This window comes from Noviherbaspirillum malthae, from assembly GCF_015352985.1.
Classification (GTDB): Bacteria; Pseudomonadota; Gammaproteobacteria; order Burkholderiales; family Burkholderiaceae_D; genus Noviherbaspirillum; species Noviherbaspirillum malthae.
This window is the reverse complement of sequence record NZ_JACYXF010000109.1, coordinates 1-13,906: the sequence shown is the minus strand read 5'-3', so window position 1 is coordinate 13,906 and position 13,906 is coordinate 1. Positions and strand designations below refer to the sequence as shown.

Annotated in this window: 11 protein-coding genes; 5 read left to right on the top strand and 6 right to left on the bottom strand. The window is 53.6% G+C overall.

Annotated elements, in window-relative coordinates; genetic code table 11:
* The first annotated feature begins 1,261 nt into the window (after positions 1-1,261).
* Positions 1,262-3,451 (top strand): ATP-binding response regulator, encoded by a 2,190-nt coding sequence (locus tag IGW03_RS35700; RefSeq protein WP_194727147.1) that lies wholly within the window; start codon positions 1,262-1,264, stop codon positions 3,449-3,451.
* 141 nt (positions 3,452-3,592) lie between these two features.
* Here IGW03_RS35700 and IGW03_RS35695 read toward each other — a convergent pair whose 3' ends face one another.
* A complete protein-coding gene (locus IGW03_RS35695) occupies positions 3,593-3,847 on the bottom strand; it encodes a hypothetical protein (RefSeq protein ID WP_194727146.1) in 255 nt (84 codons plus the stop codon).
* 58 nt (positions 3,848-3,905) lie between these two features.
* Between IGW03_RS35695 and IGW03_RS35690 the strand changes: the two genes are divergently transcribed.
* Complete coding sequence (locus tag IGW03_RS35690; protein WP_194727145.1) at positions 3,906-4,226, top strand: hypothetical protein; 321 nt, start codon at positions 3,906-3,908, stop codon at positions 4,224-4,226.
* Between the two features lie 45 nt (positions 4,227-4,271).
* Here the strand turns inward: IGW03_RS35690 and IGW03_RS35685 are convergent, their stop codons facing one another.
* From IGW03_RS35685 to IGW03_RS35665, 5 genes are all read right to left on the bottom strand, one after another.
* Positions 4,272-4,724, bottom strand: coding sequence for a response regulator (locus IGW03_RS35685; RefSeq protein WP_194727144.1), 453 nt, complete (start codon positions 4,722-4,724; stop codon positions 4,272-4,274).
* A gap of 413 nt (positions 4,725-5,137) precedes the next feature.
* A complete protein-coding gene (locus IGW03_RS35680) occupies positions 5,138-6,124 on the bottom strand; it encodes an HNH endonuclease (protein ID WP_194727143.1) in 987 nt (328 codons plus the stop codon).
* Positions 6,125-6,408: 284 nt separating this feature from the next.
* On the bottom strand, positions 6,409-8,496 hold the full coding sequence (locus tag IGW03_RS35675; RefSeq protein ID WP_194727142.1) for a putative bifunctional diguanylate cyclase/phosphodiesterase: 2,088 nt from the start codon (positions 8,494-8,496) through the stop codon (positions 6,409-6,411).
* 461 nt (positions 8,497-8,957) lie between these two features.
* Positions 8,958-9,413, bottom strand: a complete 456-nt coding sequence (locus IGW03_RS35670) for a chemotaxis protein CheW (RefSeq protein WP_228536301.1) — start codon at positions 9,411-9,413, stop codon at positions 8,958-8,960.
* A 126-nt stretch (positions 9,414-9,539) separates the two neighbouring features.
* On the bottom strand, positions 9,540-10,295 hold the full coding sequence (locus IGW03_RS35665; RefSeq protein ID WP_194727140.1) for a GAF domain-containing protein: 756 nt from the start codon (positions 10,293-10,295) through the stop codon (positions 9,540-9,542).
* A 196-nt stretch (positions 10,296-10,491) separates the two neighbouring features.
* Here IGW03_RS35665 and IGW03_RS35660 point away from each other — a divergent pair, with 196 nt between their 5' ends.
* The 3 genes from IGW03_RS35660 (at position 10,492) to IGW03_RS38525 (ending at position 12,104) form a co-directional block, all read left to right on the top strand.
* Complete coding sequence (locus IGW03_RS35660) at positions 10,492-10,812, top strand: Tar ligand binding domain-containing protein (protein WP_194727139.1); 321 nt, start codon at positions 10,492-10,494, stop codon at positions 10,810-10,812.
* A gap of 267 nt (positions 10,813-11,079) precedes the next feature.
* Entirely contained in the window at positions 11,080-11,436 is a 357-nt protein-coding gene (locus IGW03_RS39180; protein ID WP_194727138.1) for a DUF4158 domain-containing protein, read from the top strand.
* Positions 11,437-11,798: 362 nt separating this feature from the next.
* Positions 11,799-12,104 (top strand): hypothetical protein, encoded by a 306-nt coding sequence (locus IGW03_RS38525; protein ID WP_228536300.1) that lies wholly within the window; start codon positions 11,799-11,801, stop codon positions 12,102-12,104.
* Positions 12,105-13,906: the final 1,802 nt, after the last annotated feature.

Here is a 13,906-nt window from a genome sequence, read left to right as displayed (position 1 = left end):
CCGGTCATGACCGAGCACTCTCAACTTGGTGTGATTCTCTTCCATGGGTGTCCACCTCCTGTACTGGTGGACACCATCATCCCAGCATGGAGTGTCGATGGATAGACGTCGTTAAATGACCGCTTACAATGTATCGACAAGTCTTCCGATCTGTCGCTTGAGCAGAAAGCTGGGCTTGAGTTCGCATACATAGACGTACTGGACCGGTCTTGGGACAGGCGTGCTACGTCTGCGATTCCCAACTTAGAGCGCTATATAGAGGATCACCCGGAGGTGCTTGTCCAAGCTATCGTCTGGGTATACAAGCGCAAGGATTGCGCCGGAGACCCCCCCGAATTTAAAGTAGAACCCGACGTGGCCAAACCGATGGCAGAGCGTGGTTACAAGCTTATCCAGGCATTAAAGCGAATTCCTGGAAGCGACGAACACGGTGACGTAAATTTTGATCGACTTGCGAAATGGGTTGGCATCGTCCGAAAATCTTGTGCCGAACTTTCCAGAATTGAAATCGCTGACCTTGTGTTAGGAGAGTTGCTCGCTTCGGCGCCACCTGAAAAGGATGGCACCTGGCCATGCGAAGCCGTAAGGAAGGTTCTGGAAGACGTCCAGTCCGAGGACATAATGCGTGGAGTACACACTGGTGTATACAACTCTCGCGGAGTACATACTCGAGGCCCTGGCGGAGATCAGGAGCGGCAGCTGGCCGACAAGTATAGGAAATTGGCTCAGCAAATCCGTGCATCTTCTCCGTATGTGGCCTCGGAACTTCTCCTAAAGCTGACCGACACCTATGAGAGAGAGGCCGTGCGAGAGGACACGGAGGAGCAAATCAATCGACGCCTCAGATAGGCTAGTCATTGATTCCGAGACATCGGCCTCAATGTTTGAGGGCGCGAAGCCGCGGCACGAACGGCAACAGTCAAACTTAGATTCTGGAGTTTGCCTTTAAATTTCCGTTTTGTAGTGGCTAGCCGCTGTTCTTTACATTCCCTTGTAGTCTCGCTCCTGCATTGCAAACCGGTGGAGGTGTTTAGCAACGGCTTGTCTGTCTCCAGGAGCTAAATATTTCTCTTAGGAAAACATTTGACATTATGCGTAATGTGTCTATCCGAGTCCAAGGCATGTCGAGACTCTTTTGCGCAGAGGTAAGATAAACAGGGCTAGTTTGCAAATGTGCAATTTTACGCCCTGCAAGCGGGCGAACTTATAGTGAATTGCCTGATCTGCCCTATTGAGAAAGGATGAGCCGTAGTATCCGTGGATGAAAATTCGTTTCTATCTCCTTCTGATGGCACTGGCCATTGCTGCGCCCGTCGCCATTTTTTCAGCCTTTGCATTGGACTCGCTGATGAGTTCGGAACGCAAAGCTGCGCTTCGCGCCCTCCATGAAGCAGCCGATGCCACCGCACTGCTTGTCGATCGCGAGCTTAGCGGCGCCGAAGCGGCTCTGCGGGTACTGGCGCGCTCACCACACCTTGCCGCAGGCGACATGCGCAATTTCTACGAGCATGCCAGAACCGCAGACCGAGGTGAAGGTGGCCGCACCATTCTCTTTGCACCCAACGGGCAGCAGCTCATCAACACCGTGGTGCCACTCGGGTCATCGCTACCTCCGCCTCCGACTTACGTTACTGCCCGCACACAGCAAGTCATTCGGACACAAAGCACAGTGATCTCCGGTCTTATCACTGGAGCTGTCCAACAGCGTTTCGTCACAACAATCAATATCCCAGTACCGCTTGACCGGGGGCAACGCTATGTTCTTGCCTCTGTTTTCAGCACAAACTACTTTCAGGATCTTGTCGTGCGTCGGCGTTTGCCAGAAGCCTGGGTTATTTCTGTCATTGACGGTGAGGGCAAGATTATTGCGCGTAGCAGCAGTCCACTCGACGTGGTAGGCCAGCCTGCCAACCCAGCTTTCGTTCATAAAACGGCTCAAAGCAATTATGGTTACCTGCGGTATACGCCCTCTGGAGGCGTTGAAATGTATGAGGCCTTCACGCAATCGGCCATGTCCGGATGGAAGGTCTCTGTTAGCGCACCAGCTGAACTCATTGATGCGTCCGCGCACAAAGCGGTCATAACGATGTCGTTAGGGCTACTAGTGGCTCTTTCGATTGCCTTGGGTGCGGCAGTAGTGTTTGGACGTCGGCTGGCTGACTCCATTGGGCTTGCTGTGCGTTCGGCCAAAGAGCTGGGTCATGGCAAGGAACCCGAGCCACAAAGAATGGGAGTCAAGGAAGTCGACGATCTCCATCAGGCTTTGAAAAGCGCCGGTATGGTTCTGGCCGCATCGGAAGCCGAACGGGCCTCGCTGCTCAAAAGCGAACGGGCTGCAAGGCGCATCGCGGAGCAGCAGAACAAGTCGAAAGACGAGTTTCTCGCCATGTTGGGACACGAACTGCGAAATCCCTTGAGCGGTATTACTGGTGCAATTGAACTGATGGAGATTGAGGGTGCGCGGGAAGAACACAAGACCCGCGCCCGCGAGATTCTTCGCCGACAGGCCGGCCATCTTACACACATTGTTGATGACCTTTTGGATCTGGCGAGACTTTCGGAAGGGAAGATCAAGCTAGATTTCCAGGCAGTAGACCTGGGTAATGCGGTCCAGTCCTCGGTTGCCACATTGCGCGCAGCGGGGAGAACCCATCATGCATTGGCGCTCGAGATTGAGTCTGTATGGATGAAGGGAGATCGTACCCGGCTTGAGCAGATTATCACCAATCTGCTGACGAATGCATTCAAGTACACACCCAACGGCGGTCGCATTACGGTGCGTGTCTATCCTGAGGACGACGATGCGGTGCTGGTAGTCCAGGATACCGGGATTGGGATTTCAGCCGAGCTGATGCCGCGCTTGTTCGATATTTTCATACAAGGCACTGTTTCCCTTGACCGGTCCGAGGGCGGTCTTGGTATTGGCCTCGCGCTGGTCCGCCGCCTCATCGAGCTTCACCATGGCACCATCAATGCCGAAAGTCCCGGGCAGGGACAAGGGAGCACGTTTACCGTGCGGTTTCCGCGCACTGTCCACGTTACTTCACTCAACAGCGGTGATTGCAGTACGGATGGCGAACAGGAGATGCGTTGTACGATATTGCTGATTGAAGACAATGAAGACGCTCGGCACGTCCTTGCACAGAATCTGGTGGCAAAAGGAATGAGTATATTGGAAGCTGGCGATGGCAGAACGGGTATTGCCATGGCGCTTACTAATCCTGTTGAAGCCGCGATCATCGACATCGGCTTGCCGGGCCTGACTGGTTATGAAGTCGCTCGTCGCCTACGATCAGAGGCAAGAACAAGCAAGATGAAGCTAATTGCACTGACCGGGTATGGTCAGGACGTTGATAGGACAGACGCCTTGGAGGCTGGCTTTGATGTACATCTGGTCAAACCAGTGCGGTTCGAGCAATTGATAGAGGAAATCGGGAAACTTAGCCGGTAATGCCTTTGTCGCAGCATGGCGTGCTGAGTTGACTGCCTCGTACTAGGAGCCAGAAAGATATAGCAATCCGTTTGAGGGGCACGAATGCAGAAGGTAAGAGTCCTCAGGTGGAACTCATTCCGTATCGCGATGGCATTGCCCCTATTGATTCGGATACCCTGCGGCTAATTGCGCACGGCTGAACTCTCGTGGAGGTTTCAGCCTCAATCCCTTGAACTGGTGCGATTCATTGTAATCGTCGAACCAACGATCGAGTCGTGCCACGACCGTAGCAGCGTCTGGGCAGTCAGGCACGTACATATAGTCGCGTTTGGACGTTTCGGCGGCCCCTTCGAATACCTTGCCAAGACAATCTGCCAAAGCGTTTACAATGTTACGTTTTATTTGCAGATTCATATTGGGTTTGCTAGCAGTGCACGCAAGGGAGAGGGTAGGCCAGATGCGGAATGACTTGTTGAAAAAGCTGACTATCGTCGATCCGCTGGTAGCAGACTATGTTCCTCTTGAGGTGCAACGGCAAAACATAGCGTACTTTGCCGATTGGTTAGCCAAGTCAATGCCTGGTTGGTTCATTCTGCCGCCTGTGTCCGTGTACAGTGCAACTGGCAGTGAGCGGCTGCTGTTTTCATTACGCCGTGACGACGTATTGGTGGGTGTCTTTGGCTCCCCATTCCAGGTACTTGAGAAAATTGGTGACGTAGCGCTTACAAATGACTTCTATGCACACATGAGGGAAAAGAAAATGTTGGAATACCCACCGCAGCGCAACGAGTAGCACTTCAGGCAACTATTGTTAGTATCCCAGATTCGCTGCCGTCTGCTAGTTACGTAGTACTTTCGCGGATCCTAGCGGAGGTACGTTCTGCATGGTCCAGAATAGTCCAATATCCATGACCGCATCAGTGAATTGGGAAAATTCGATCGGTTTCACGACATAGGCGTTCAGCCCATTCGCATAGCCAGTCTCCAGATCGCGCGGTTCGGCGGAAGAGGTGAACATTACGACCGGAATTTCCTTGGTTGCCTGTGTCGAGCGCATTTTCTTGATCACGTCCAGACCGTCCATCTTGGGCAGCTTCAGATCTAACAAGACAAAAGAAGGATTTCCAGGGGGGCGACCCGCGTACTGACCTAACTGCAGGAGATAGTCAATTGCTTCTTCACCGTCACGAACAACCGCAACATCTTCCGAAAGATTGCACCGTTCGAGGGCAAGCAATGTCAGTTCAAGGTCAAACAGGTTGTCTTCGACAAGCAAAATCGGTCGTAACATTTCTCAACTTCCCTTCGTGGTTGGGCTTGAGAAACGGGGTCGTGCAATAACCCTCAAACCGAAGTTTTTATTATGCGCTCTTTCGACGTATGGCGCTGCAGATTGCCAGGTGGTCTCATCCGTGCATTGCTGTATTGTCATCAATGTTTAGCAACGACGTATACGTCTGCCGGGGACGGCATGTATCGCGCATGAATATTTCTTTACTGAATTGGTTAAACATTATTCGACGTCGGTCATCAACAGCTCTAGCCTCATCGAAGCCGTATTTCGGAAAAACGCGCAGAAGTGGTATCCCCCTCATTCTTTACTCCGGAGCGAATGTGTTAGCAAGATATTCGGAAGCGGCCAATGGAAGGAACCATGCTAGCTCAATGGCAGAGCACTTCCTTGGTAAGGAAGAGGCCGCGCGTTCAATTCGCGGCAAGGGCACCAGCTCTTCGTTGCTGCACCAAGGTACGCAGCTCTTCAATGGTCGGCAGCGGCATCATTCGATGCAGCATGCTGTGGCAGTTCGAGCAAACCAGTGCAAGGTCTTCTGGCCGGGTTGCTGTGACCTCTGTCAGCGTGGACACTGGCACTTTGTGGTGGGCTTCGATGAAGTTATCGCCTTGCTCGCCGTAGACAGAAGCAAAATCAAAGTCGCAAACTTCACAGAGAAGCCGTTCATCGCGCTCTCTTCGCAGCACCTTGGCGAGACGAACCAGACCAGGCTTGCGTTCATGGCGCCGGTGCATGGTGTACCTGACTTCTCCTTCGAAAAAGACTTCCTCCTCAGGGCGGTTGTCGCGGCCTACCAGGGGGCGTCTTTCTCTTGGCTGATCGTTTTCCCAGATTACGAGGGCCGTGTTGCCTTGCGGTGGCCTGTTTCCATTAAGAAACTCTGTGATGCCCGCGTCGATCGATGGTAGGCGATAAAATTTTTCCACAGTAAAAAGCGTGTTGTGAGTGCCGTCGGTAATATCGACGTCGATAATGACGCCGGCATATAGCTCGCGGGGATAGCCGTCCTTCCGTAGCGGATTTGGCAGAAGAACGAAAAGAAGGTCGTCAATGCGAATTCTGTCTTCTTTGACTATCCAGAAGCCGGACTGCTCCTTTTTCAGCAAGTCGCGGTTATGGCGATCACGGTCGATCTGCCCCGTCACAAGAAAGGCATCCGGACAATTTCGAAAACGCGGGTCTTTACGAAAGTTTTGAATAGTCATGGCGGATAAGTGATGGGTCTCCAAGATAATTCTATCGACATTTTTACAACAAACACCGGCATAGCTCAATTGGTAGAGCCGGTGCATAGTAAGTATCAGGTTGGAATTGTTTGGTCTCTCCACGAAGGACGAGAACAAATGGGATCGATGACACAGCGGAATGAGCTTTGCCGTACTAAGCAAGTCGACCATAGCGCTTTGCATAGGCGCGCGGCGGGCAGCTGTAGCGGAGCCGCGCCTTCAGTGTCAGCGAACGTCTAGCCCACGTTCCTTTGGACCAAGGAGCCTATCAGGCTAAAGTAGTTTCCTTTGGGGAAAGCTGCGACATTACGTGTATAGGGCGTTAAGAATATACGGCAATTGGCATTGTCTTACCATGGCTTATAGATGCGTCGGCTTTGAAAGAATCTTCGGGAAAAGGTCGACGATTTCCGGGAAGTGACAGGAAGCTATTCCAATTTACGCAGCTTGGACTATCACATCTCAACGATATCAACCATCAATGCTTTTAATTCCGAAATGTCCATAGGGCGGCCAAGTAGGTAGCCCTGCGTCTGGTCGCACTTGAGCTCCTTCAGCAGCGCCAGCTGTGCTTCGGTTTCCACGCCTTCGGCAACCACTTCCATGTTGAGCGAATGCGCAAGGCGAATGATCGCCGCGACGATCGATTGACCCTTTTCGTCCGTCGTCAGATTGTTGATGAAGCTGCGGTCCACCTTCATCTGCTGTACGCCGAACTGCTGCAGATAGCTCAGGCTGGAGTAGCCGGTGCCGAAGTCGTCGATGGCGAGCTCGAATCCGGCATCTTGCAGCTGCCTGATCGCAGCCATGGTGGCCTCCGCATCCTGCATGGCCACCGTTTCCGTGATCTCGAACATCAGCATGGAAGGGCTGATGCCGTGCGCGGCGGTGATATGAAGAATATCCTCGACAACGCCCGGCGAGCGCAGCTGTATCTGCGACAGATTGATCGCCACCTTCAGCGGCTTCATTCCGCCCTCGTGCCAGGCACGCATCTGCCGGCAGACTTCATCGATGACCCACTTGCCAAGCGCAATGATCTGCCCCGAGCGCTCCGCAATCGGAATGAACTCGGCCGGCGAGATCAGTCCCAAGGTGCTGTGCTTCCAGCGCAGCAGCGCTTCGGCGCCGAGGAGGCTGTCGTCGGCGCAGTCGAACTTCGGCTGGTACTGCACGAAGAACTCATTCTTTTCTATCGCCGCGGACAGGCTGCGCTGGATTTCGATGGTGCGCTTCATCGCCACGTTCATCGAGGCTTCGAAAAAGCGGTAGTTGTTGCGGCCGCCGGCCTTGACCTCGTACATCGCGGCGTCCGCATGGTTGATCAGTTCATCCACGGTGGTGCCGTCGTCCGGGTAGAGCGCGATGCCGATGCTCGGTGAAATCGGCAGGCTGGCCTGGTCCGGGATCAGCGAGGTCTTGAAGCACTCGAACAGCTTTTCGGCGATATGGCTCGCCATGCCGGCATCCGGAATATTCCCCACCATGACGACGAATTCATCGCCGCCCAAGCGCGCCACGATATCTTCCTTGCGCACCACGTTCTTGAGCCGGGAAGCCAGTTCCTTCAGCACGCCGTCGCCCGCCGCATGGCCGAGCGAATCGTTGATCGCCTTGAAGCCGTCGAGGTCGATGAAATAAAGCGCAAACTGCTTCTGCGTCCGCTCGGCGCTGTCGATGGCAAGCTGGATGCGTTCGAACAGCAGTACGCGGTTCGGAAGGCCAGTCAGCGCATCATGCATGGCCTGGTGCTGCAGTTTTTCATTCACGCTCTTGAGCGACTGCACGTACGCTGTCGTCTTCACCTGCAGCCTCGCGTCGAGCACCGACAGGACCAGTGTGATGGTCAGGATGCTGAAGGTCGAGCCGGCGATCGTGACGGCCAGCCAGTTGGTGCTGATCCCTGAAGCGGCCATGCACACCGAGCCGAGGGGAAATTCGGCGGCCGTCATTCCGGTGTAATGCATGCTCACGATGGCGCAACCCATAATTAGCGCGGCGCCCACGCGCCACATGAAAACTCGCCTTATCTTGTTGCTGCGCAGAGTGGAGGCGATCCAGAGCGCCGCCGTGGCGGCCACGATCGCGATGAGGATGGAGAGCGCGAAGATGAGCGGTTTGTACCGGATGCCCGGATCCATCTGCATGGCCGCCATCCCAGTGTAGTGCATGCTTGCGATGCCGACACCCATCAGGGTGCCGCTGATACCGAGGCGTGCCGCGGAAAGCCCGCCGCGCGTCATCAGGTCCAGTGCGAAGTAGGACACCAGTACGGCGATTATTAGTGACACTGCCGTGATGCCGACGTGATAGCCGAGAGGGATGGGAAGCGAGAACGACAGCATGCCGACGAAATGCATGCACCAGATCCCGAGGCCCATGGATATGGCGCCGCCTGCCAGCCACCAGCGCCGCTGCGATGAATTGCCGAGGTCAGAAATCCTACTTGCGAGATCGAGGGTGGTGTAAGAGGCGAGGCTCGCGATGCAGAGCGCCGCATAAACAAGGGGAAAATTGTACGTCGGTTGGAGCAGGGGAAACATCAATGACGGCTATTTTGTTTCTTTGAAGAAAGCACAATGCTACAGCTACGGAACTTTTACCAGATCGCTTTTTTCACATTTACCAACCGACACATGCTTGCCTGTCCGCGCTTAGGTAACAAGTCCTGCTTGGGACCTTCTGCTGTCCTCCCGGTTGCGCCTTAGGCAAGTCATACGTCTTTTGCAACTGTGATGCCATACGTATCGCTAGATTCCAGCTAGTCCTTATCTACGGCTAATGCAGATTGGGATAGCTTCTAAGGTGTGCTAGTTGAGCCTTTGAATGCAGCGAACCTGACGTGAAACTTTTAATGGGTGCTTTGCCATTGCATCCTGAGTCATTTTTAAGGCCGTACTGCATGCTGAAGCTGTTTAACGGTCTCAAATTGCTAAACATTATCGCAACTTTGTAAGCGTGTGCTGCGGCATCTGTGCCACATAGAGTTTTTGTTCACCATTTGTCATTCGCCGGAGCGTAAAGCCTTTGTGTTCAATATTGGTGCAAACACCTGTTCAATATCGAGGATCAAAACAGCTCCAGATTCAGTGTGGTATATGCCGTGGATGAGATTTTTCGGATCATATTCCTTTTCCTGCGCTACTTCGACCGCCTCCTGCGACAGAGTGACGTCCCCTTTGACCTCCTCAACTACAAACGCGACATAGCGCTGTTTTATCAGCAGAATCAGCATCGGTAAATGATATGTCTTGTTATGCAGGCTTTCTCCAAACTTCATAAACGGAATGGGTTGTCCCTTGTATAGCGCTGTGTTGTGAATGCGGTCCCCAATTCTGTGAGCGTGGATCGACTCAGTTGTCGTCACCCGTACCATGTACCGAGCGTCAATGGCCATGTCATGGCCTCCAGCTCGAAAATGTAAAAGGTGCAGAGGGCCAAAATGCAGTATTCCGGTCATAGTCGAACAATATCTTGTACTTATCGTGCACGTGTTTTGAAAACACCAACAACGTTACCCAGCAAGACGGCCTGTTCTTGCATTGCCTGAGCCACGGAAGTGGATTACATTTCTTAGGTAGCATTACTAGGTGCGCCGCATGACCTCTTCGCTCGCAATCGCTGCCAACTCGCGCAACATGCGTAATTGTTCCGCACTCAAGTCCTTCGGTTCATTATCCAAGACGCATAGCGTCCCCAAGCGAAACCGGTGGCGGTCAACGACTGGAAAACCCGCATAAAAGCGAATATGGGGCTCGCCGGTCACAAGTGGATTGTCGGCGAAGCGCTGATCTTCTATGGCATCGTTCACGATGAGCGGCTCTTCGCTAAGAATCGCGTGACCACAAAAGGCCCACTCGCGCGGCGTTTCGCAAACAGGGAGTCCGATGCGCGACTTGAACCATTGGCGTCGCGCCGTCACCAACGACATCAGCGCCATCGGCGTCGCAGCGATCTCGCTGGCCAGCCACGTGAGTCGGTCGAAGACCTGTTCTGGTGCCGTATCGATCAGCCCGGAAGATGCCAATGCCTTGAGCCGGTCGCTTTCATTCACGGCGACCTGATATGGCGGATCAATGGGCATTTGATAGTCGGCCGCTAGCATTGGGGCAACTGACATGCTCTCTGGACCATTGCCCTGAGCCTTCACATGGCTTTCAATCAGGGGCAGCAATGCACTGCGGCGTACGCGCCGGTGACCGCCAGGTGTCTTCCAAGACGGGATTGCCCCACTCTCAATCCAAAGTTGTGCCGTACTCATTGCCACGCCAAGCATGGCAGCTACTGCGCGGGTGGTTAGGATTGGGTCTTCAACATCCGGTTCGGCAGCAATAGAACTCATCGTTAAGTCGTCATTTCCGAAAACAAGCCCGAATCATAACTTACCTTTGGGGGAAAACGACATATTTATCGAAAATGACGAAAATGACGAACTAAGTTGAATGGGGAGGGTAAATATTGATAATTCTGTCAATACCGCCATTGTCGTCAATTTACTTTGGTGCTTTCGCGCGATGCATTCCGTTTAAGGATTAGCCATGCGGTCCAAGAACGTCAGCATCAAATTCACCGTCGGTTTTACCGTCGCGCTTCTTGTTTTGCTCATGCTGTTGCAAGGGGTACTAGGTTTGGCTTTTGCACAGCGGGTAATGAGCGAAGTCGAAGGCGTTTCATTGCGGGACGCGCGGCAGCAGGCCGCAATTGGTGAAAATATGCACCAGATGGAGATCAATCGTAGCCAGATCCTGCAGGCCCTTCAGCATAACCCTGCTACGAGTTACGCTAAGATGCATGACCATCCGTTGTCTGTCAATTCCACGGCGATTAATGACAATACAGCCAAGCTGCAGGAGACCTAGACACGTTTCGAAACATTGCTGCAGACCGCGGAGGACAAGGCGCTCGTCAAAGATTGGCAGGCAAAAAGCAACGGGCTGGCCGTCGATTCGGTGGTCTGCGGTGCTCTCGTCTACTGCAATTTAATAGGGTAGCGCGAGCAAGCATTCTTGCGGGTTTGCGACAGGCATGTTGAAAATAATGCCATTGAATCAATAACTTGATGTCTACCGCTCCCTAAGGCGGTAAGATTCCGGTCCTTTCCTTTTTCACAAACGAAAAATGGACTATTGGCGCGTACCTTATCTTGGCTTGCGAAAGATATCTTCCGATCTCACTGCCTTCGAATTGGACATCTTTTTTCCTTTTCGCCTAAGGAGATCGAAGAGATTGATTCGCGGCGCTCAGATCCAGACCGCCTGGCGCTGGCCCTTCATATCGCGCTCGTCCGCATGGCTGGGCGTACACTGGACGCGTACGAGAAACAGTTTCCGAAGGTGCTCTGGAACCACATCTTCGAAAGACTGAACGTACCTTCGCTTGACATAGGCACTGTGCAGAAAGGGGAAAACGTGGATAGACAACAAGTGGCTGTATTTTTAAGGATAGTTTTGAGAGACATCGTTCATACCCGCGTAAACGCCTAAGTCCGCCTAACGTCGCAAACTGCATGAAAAACGAGGGCACCCCTGATAGGGGTGCAACGTAAGAACGACACGGATATTGCCGCCGCTGCCGCCGTTCATGGCGATGCTGGAATCACTTTCGGTCTTCCGTTTTTCTCTGCTGTCCAGGAGCACCGCTCTTGCCATGTGCCCGAGTTCCATTACCGGCATGGTCGCGTGCATATCCCGACGCTCCCGCGGCTGGCTCAGCGGTGCTGCCCGAAGGACCTGATACACTGCTCCCACTCGGGCCGCTAGCGCTTGCGCTGCTGCCGGAGCCAGTCGTACTTGTCGCAGTGCCGCCGCTATTGTTTTGGGTTCCCGCAGACGAACCTCCGGTGCCTATGCTCGAGGCGTTCACACCACTGCCGGCCGTCGCAGTGCCGCCACCGCCAATCGTGCTGGAACTGCTTGAAGCGCCGCTGGAACTACCTGATGCGTTATCGCCGCTCGTACTCGTAGTGGTATTACTCTGTGCCTTGCGCACGCCGGTGCCGCCGTCAGCGTGGCGCCCTGCGGCAAAGCCGCTATTCTCTGTTGTGCTAGTACCTGCACTTTGTGCCTGTGCCTGCATCGCACAAACCATCATTGCCGCACTGGCGATTAGGCTTAAGCTCAGTTTTGACTTCATTTCTGTTTCTCCTGTTTAGGTGATGGCTGGTTGCCATGCCTTGATTCCAGCTCAGACGACGCTGGGTCAGAACCGTGACAGTCATCATTGGATGTGATGCTGCCTGCAGCGGTTTTCCCATCATGTCCTGGCTGCTCAGCGCTGGCCTTTGATGAGCCTTGGCCCGACGTGATAGTCACTGTCGAACCATCCGGCATGCTGGTCGTACTACTTAATCCATTCTGTCCCGCTTCAACGTTGCTAGACATGCCGTGGGGCGAAGCGCTATGACTGCGCCTCGCATTGTCTGTACGCTCATCGCTTGCTTTGCCTGACATGGCGCGGGATGACGCATGTGCAGATGTAGCACCTGAGGATTGGGTATTTGCGGAAGCGCACGACCAGCCGCTACGTGATTCTGCTGATGCAGCGTAGATATATGAGGTAGTACTCAGGAAGGTCAGTACACTAAGCGGCACGATGATGCGAAGCCGTCTCGATGTATCCTGCATGATATTTCGCTTTGGTTATCCCCCTCCTAAGGAGGGGGGAACGGCTGAAAGATAGCCAGGAGGGGTCAGCATCGGCCCTGCTTTTCCAGGCCTGGCGGGCAATCCTTCTTGTTCTTATGGCCCTTTTTACCATGGGGGCTACTGTCCATATCGCCAGCGCCGGCTGCACTTATACCATTGCTGGAAGATGAACCGCTCGTATCACGGGCTCTGTTATTCGAGCTTCCTCTGTCGCCATACCCGGTGGTGCTTGCGCCGGTGCCTACGGTCGACCCTGATGTGCCATTACCTGAAGAGCTGCCACCCGTACCTAACGTACTAGAGCTGCCCGACGATTTATCTGTTCCAGCAGAGCTGCCACCGGTACCAAGGCTGGATCCTGTTGCGCCATTGCCTGCGGAGCTGCCACCGGTACCTAACGTACTGGAGCTGCCCGACGATTGGTCGGTTCCGGCTGTGCTACCACCGGTCCCGATAGTCGATCCTGTTGTGCCGTTGCCTGCAGAGCTGCCTCCAGTACCCAGCGTGCTGGAGCTACCCGACGCAGACCCGGATCCGGCCGAGCTGCCTCCAGTGCCAAGCGTCGAGCTCGCGGTACCGTTTCCAGCAGTGCTGCCGCCAGTACCAAGCGTTGTACTGGTCTGCGCATAAGCAGCGGTCGAACCGATTGCAATCAAGGCCGCCGCAAGATACGAAATTCCGGAATGATGACGTCGCATTTAGCTTCTCCTTATAAAGGATCGCTAGCAAACATGGGCTATGCTCATTCAATGCAAACCGATGTGATGGTCGCTAGCGATGTGTACAATGGAGTCACTTCGACAAGCTCCGGTTCGATCCATCTCGTAACAATTTGTCAGCTCAGCAGGCGAATTTATATCTGTTCTATTCATACGGTTTGGTTGCATTGAGCCCAATCAAACATAATTTTCGAGCGTTCGTGCCCAACGGCGGCTAAACGTTAATCGCTCGGCATATGACTTCAGATGGTGGGCTAATTTTATAGACGAAAGTCATTTCGGCGGCGGAGGAATCGAGCTTGGTTGTGCCGATAGTGCAGTGGGTGTTGGCAGACACCTGTGTACAATTTGCACGCAGATCAACGAAAGTCCGATTTCTGGATCAGACACTGGCGTTCAATATCCACATCAGGCAGCTGCGGCATGCAGATTTCACACCGTATGTGCCCAATACTAAGACGGCCGAGTTAATGTCAAATGTTGTGTTTGACGAAGTCGGGTCAAGCGGCGATTTTCTTGGCGTCTTCCGGCATTCCGTCTTTGAACTCAACGCCGGCAATCACCTCTGCCAAACGTTGTGCCCCTTTGAG

Excerpts from the sequence above, each read along its gene's own strand:
- IGW03_RS38525 (WP_228536300.1), top strand. The coding sequence starts at position 11,799 with ATGCTCGAGGCGTTCACACCACTGCCGGCCGTCGCAGTGCCGCCACCG.
- IGW03_RS35675 (WP_194727142.1), bottom strand. The coding sequence starts at position 8,496 with ATGTTTCCCCTGCTCCAACCGACGTACAATTTTCCCCTTGTTTATGCG.
- IGW03_RS35665 (WP_194727140.1), bottom strand. The coding sequence starts at position 10,295 with ATGAGTTCTATTGCTGCCGAACCGGATGTTGAAGACCCAATCCTAACC.
- IGW03_RS35695 (WP_194727146.1), bottom strand. The coding sequence starts at position 3,847 with ATGAATCTGCAAATAAAACGTAACATTGTAAACGCTTTGGCAGATTGT.
- IGW03_RS35700 (WP_194727147.1), top strand. The coding sequence starts at position 1,262 with ATGAAAATTCGTTTCTATCTCCTTCTGATGGCACTGGCCATTGCTGCG.
- IGW03_RS35685 (WP_194727144.1), bottom strand. The coding sequence starts at position 4,724 with ATGTTACGACCGATTTTGCTTGTCGAAGACAACCTGTTTGACCTTGAA.
- IGW03_RS35660 (WP_194727139.1), top strand. The coding sequence starts at position 10,492 with ATGCGGTCCAAGAACGTCAGCATCAAATTCACCGTCGGTTTTACCGTC.
- IGW03_RS35680 (WP_194727143.1), bottom strand. The coding sequence starts at position 6,124 with ATGGTCGACTTGCTTAGTACGGCAAAGCTCATTCCGCTGTGTCATCGA.
- IGW03_RS35670 (WP_228536301.1), bottom strand. The coding sequence starts at position 9,413 with ATGACCGGAATACTGCATTTTGGCCCTCTGCACCTTTTACATTTTCGA.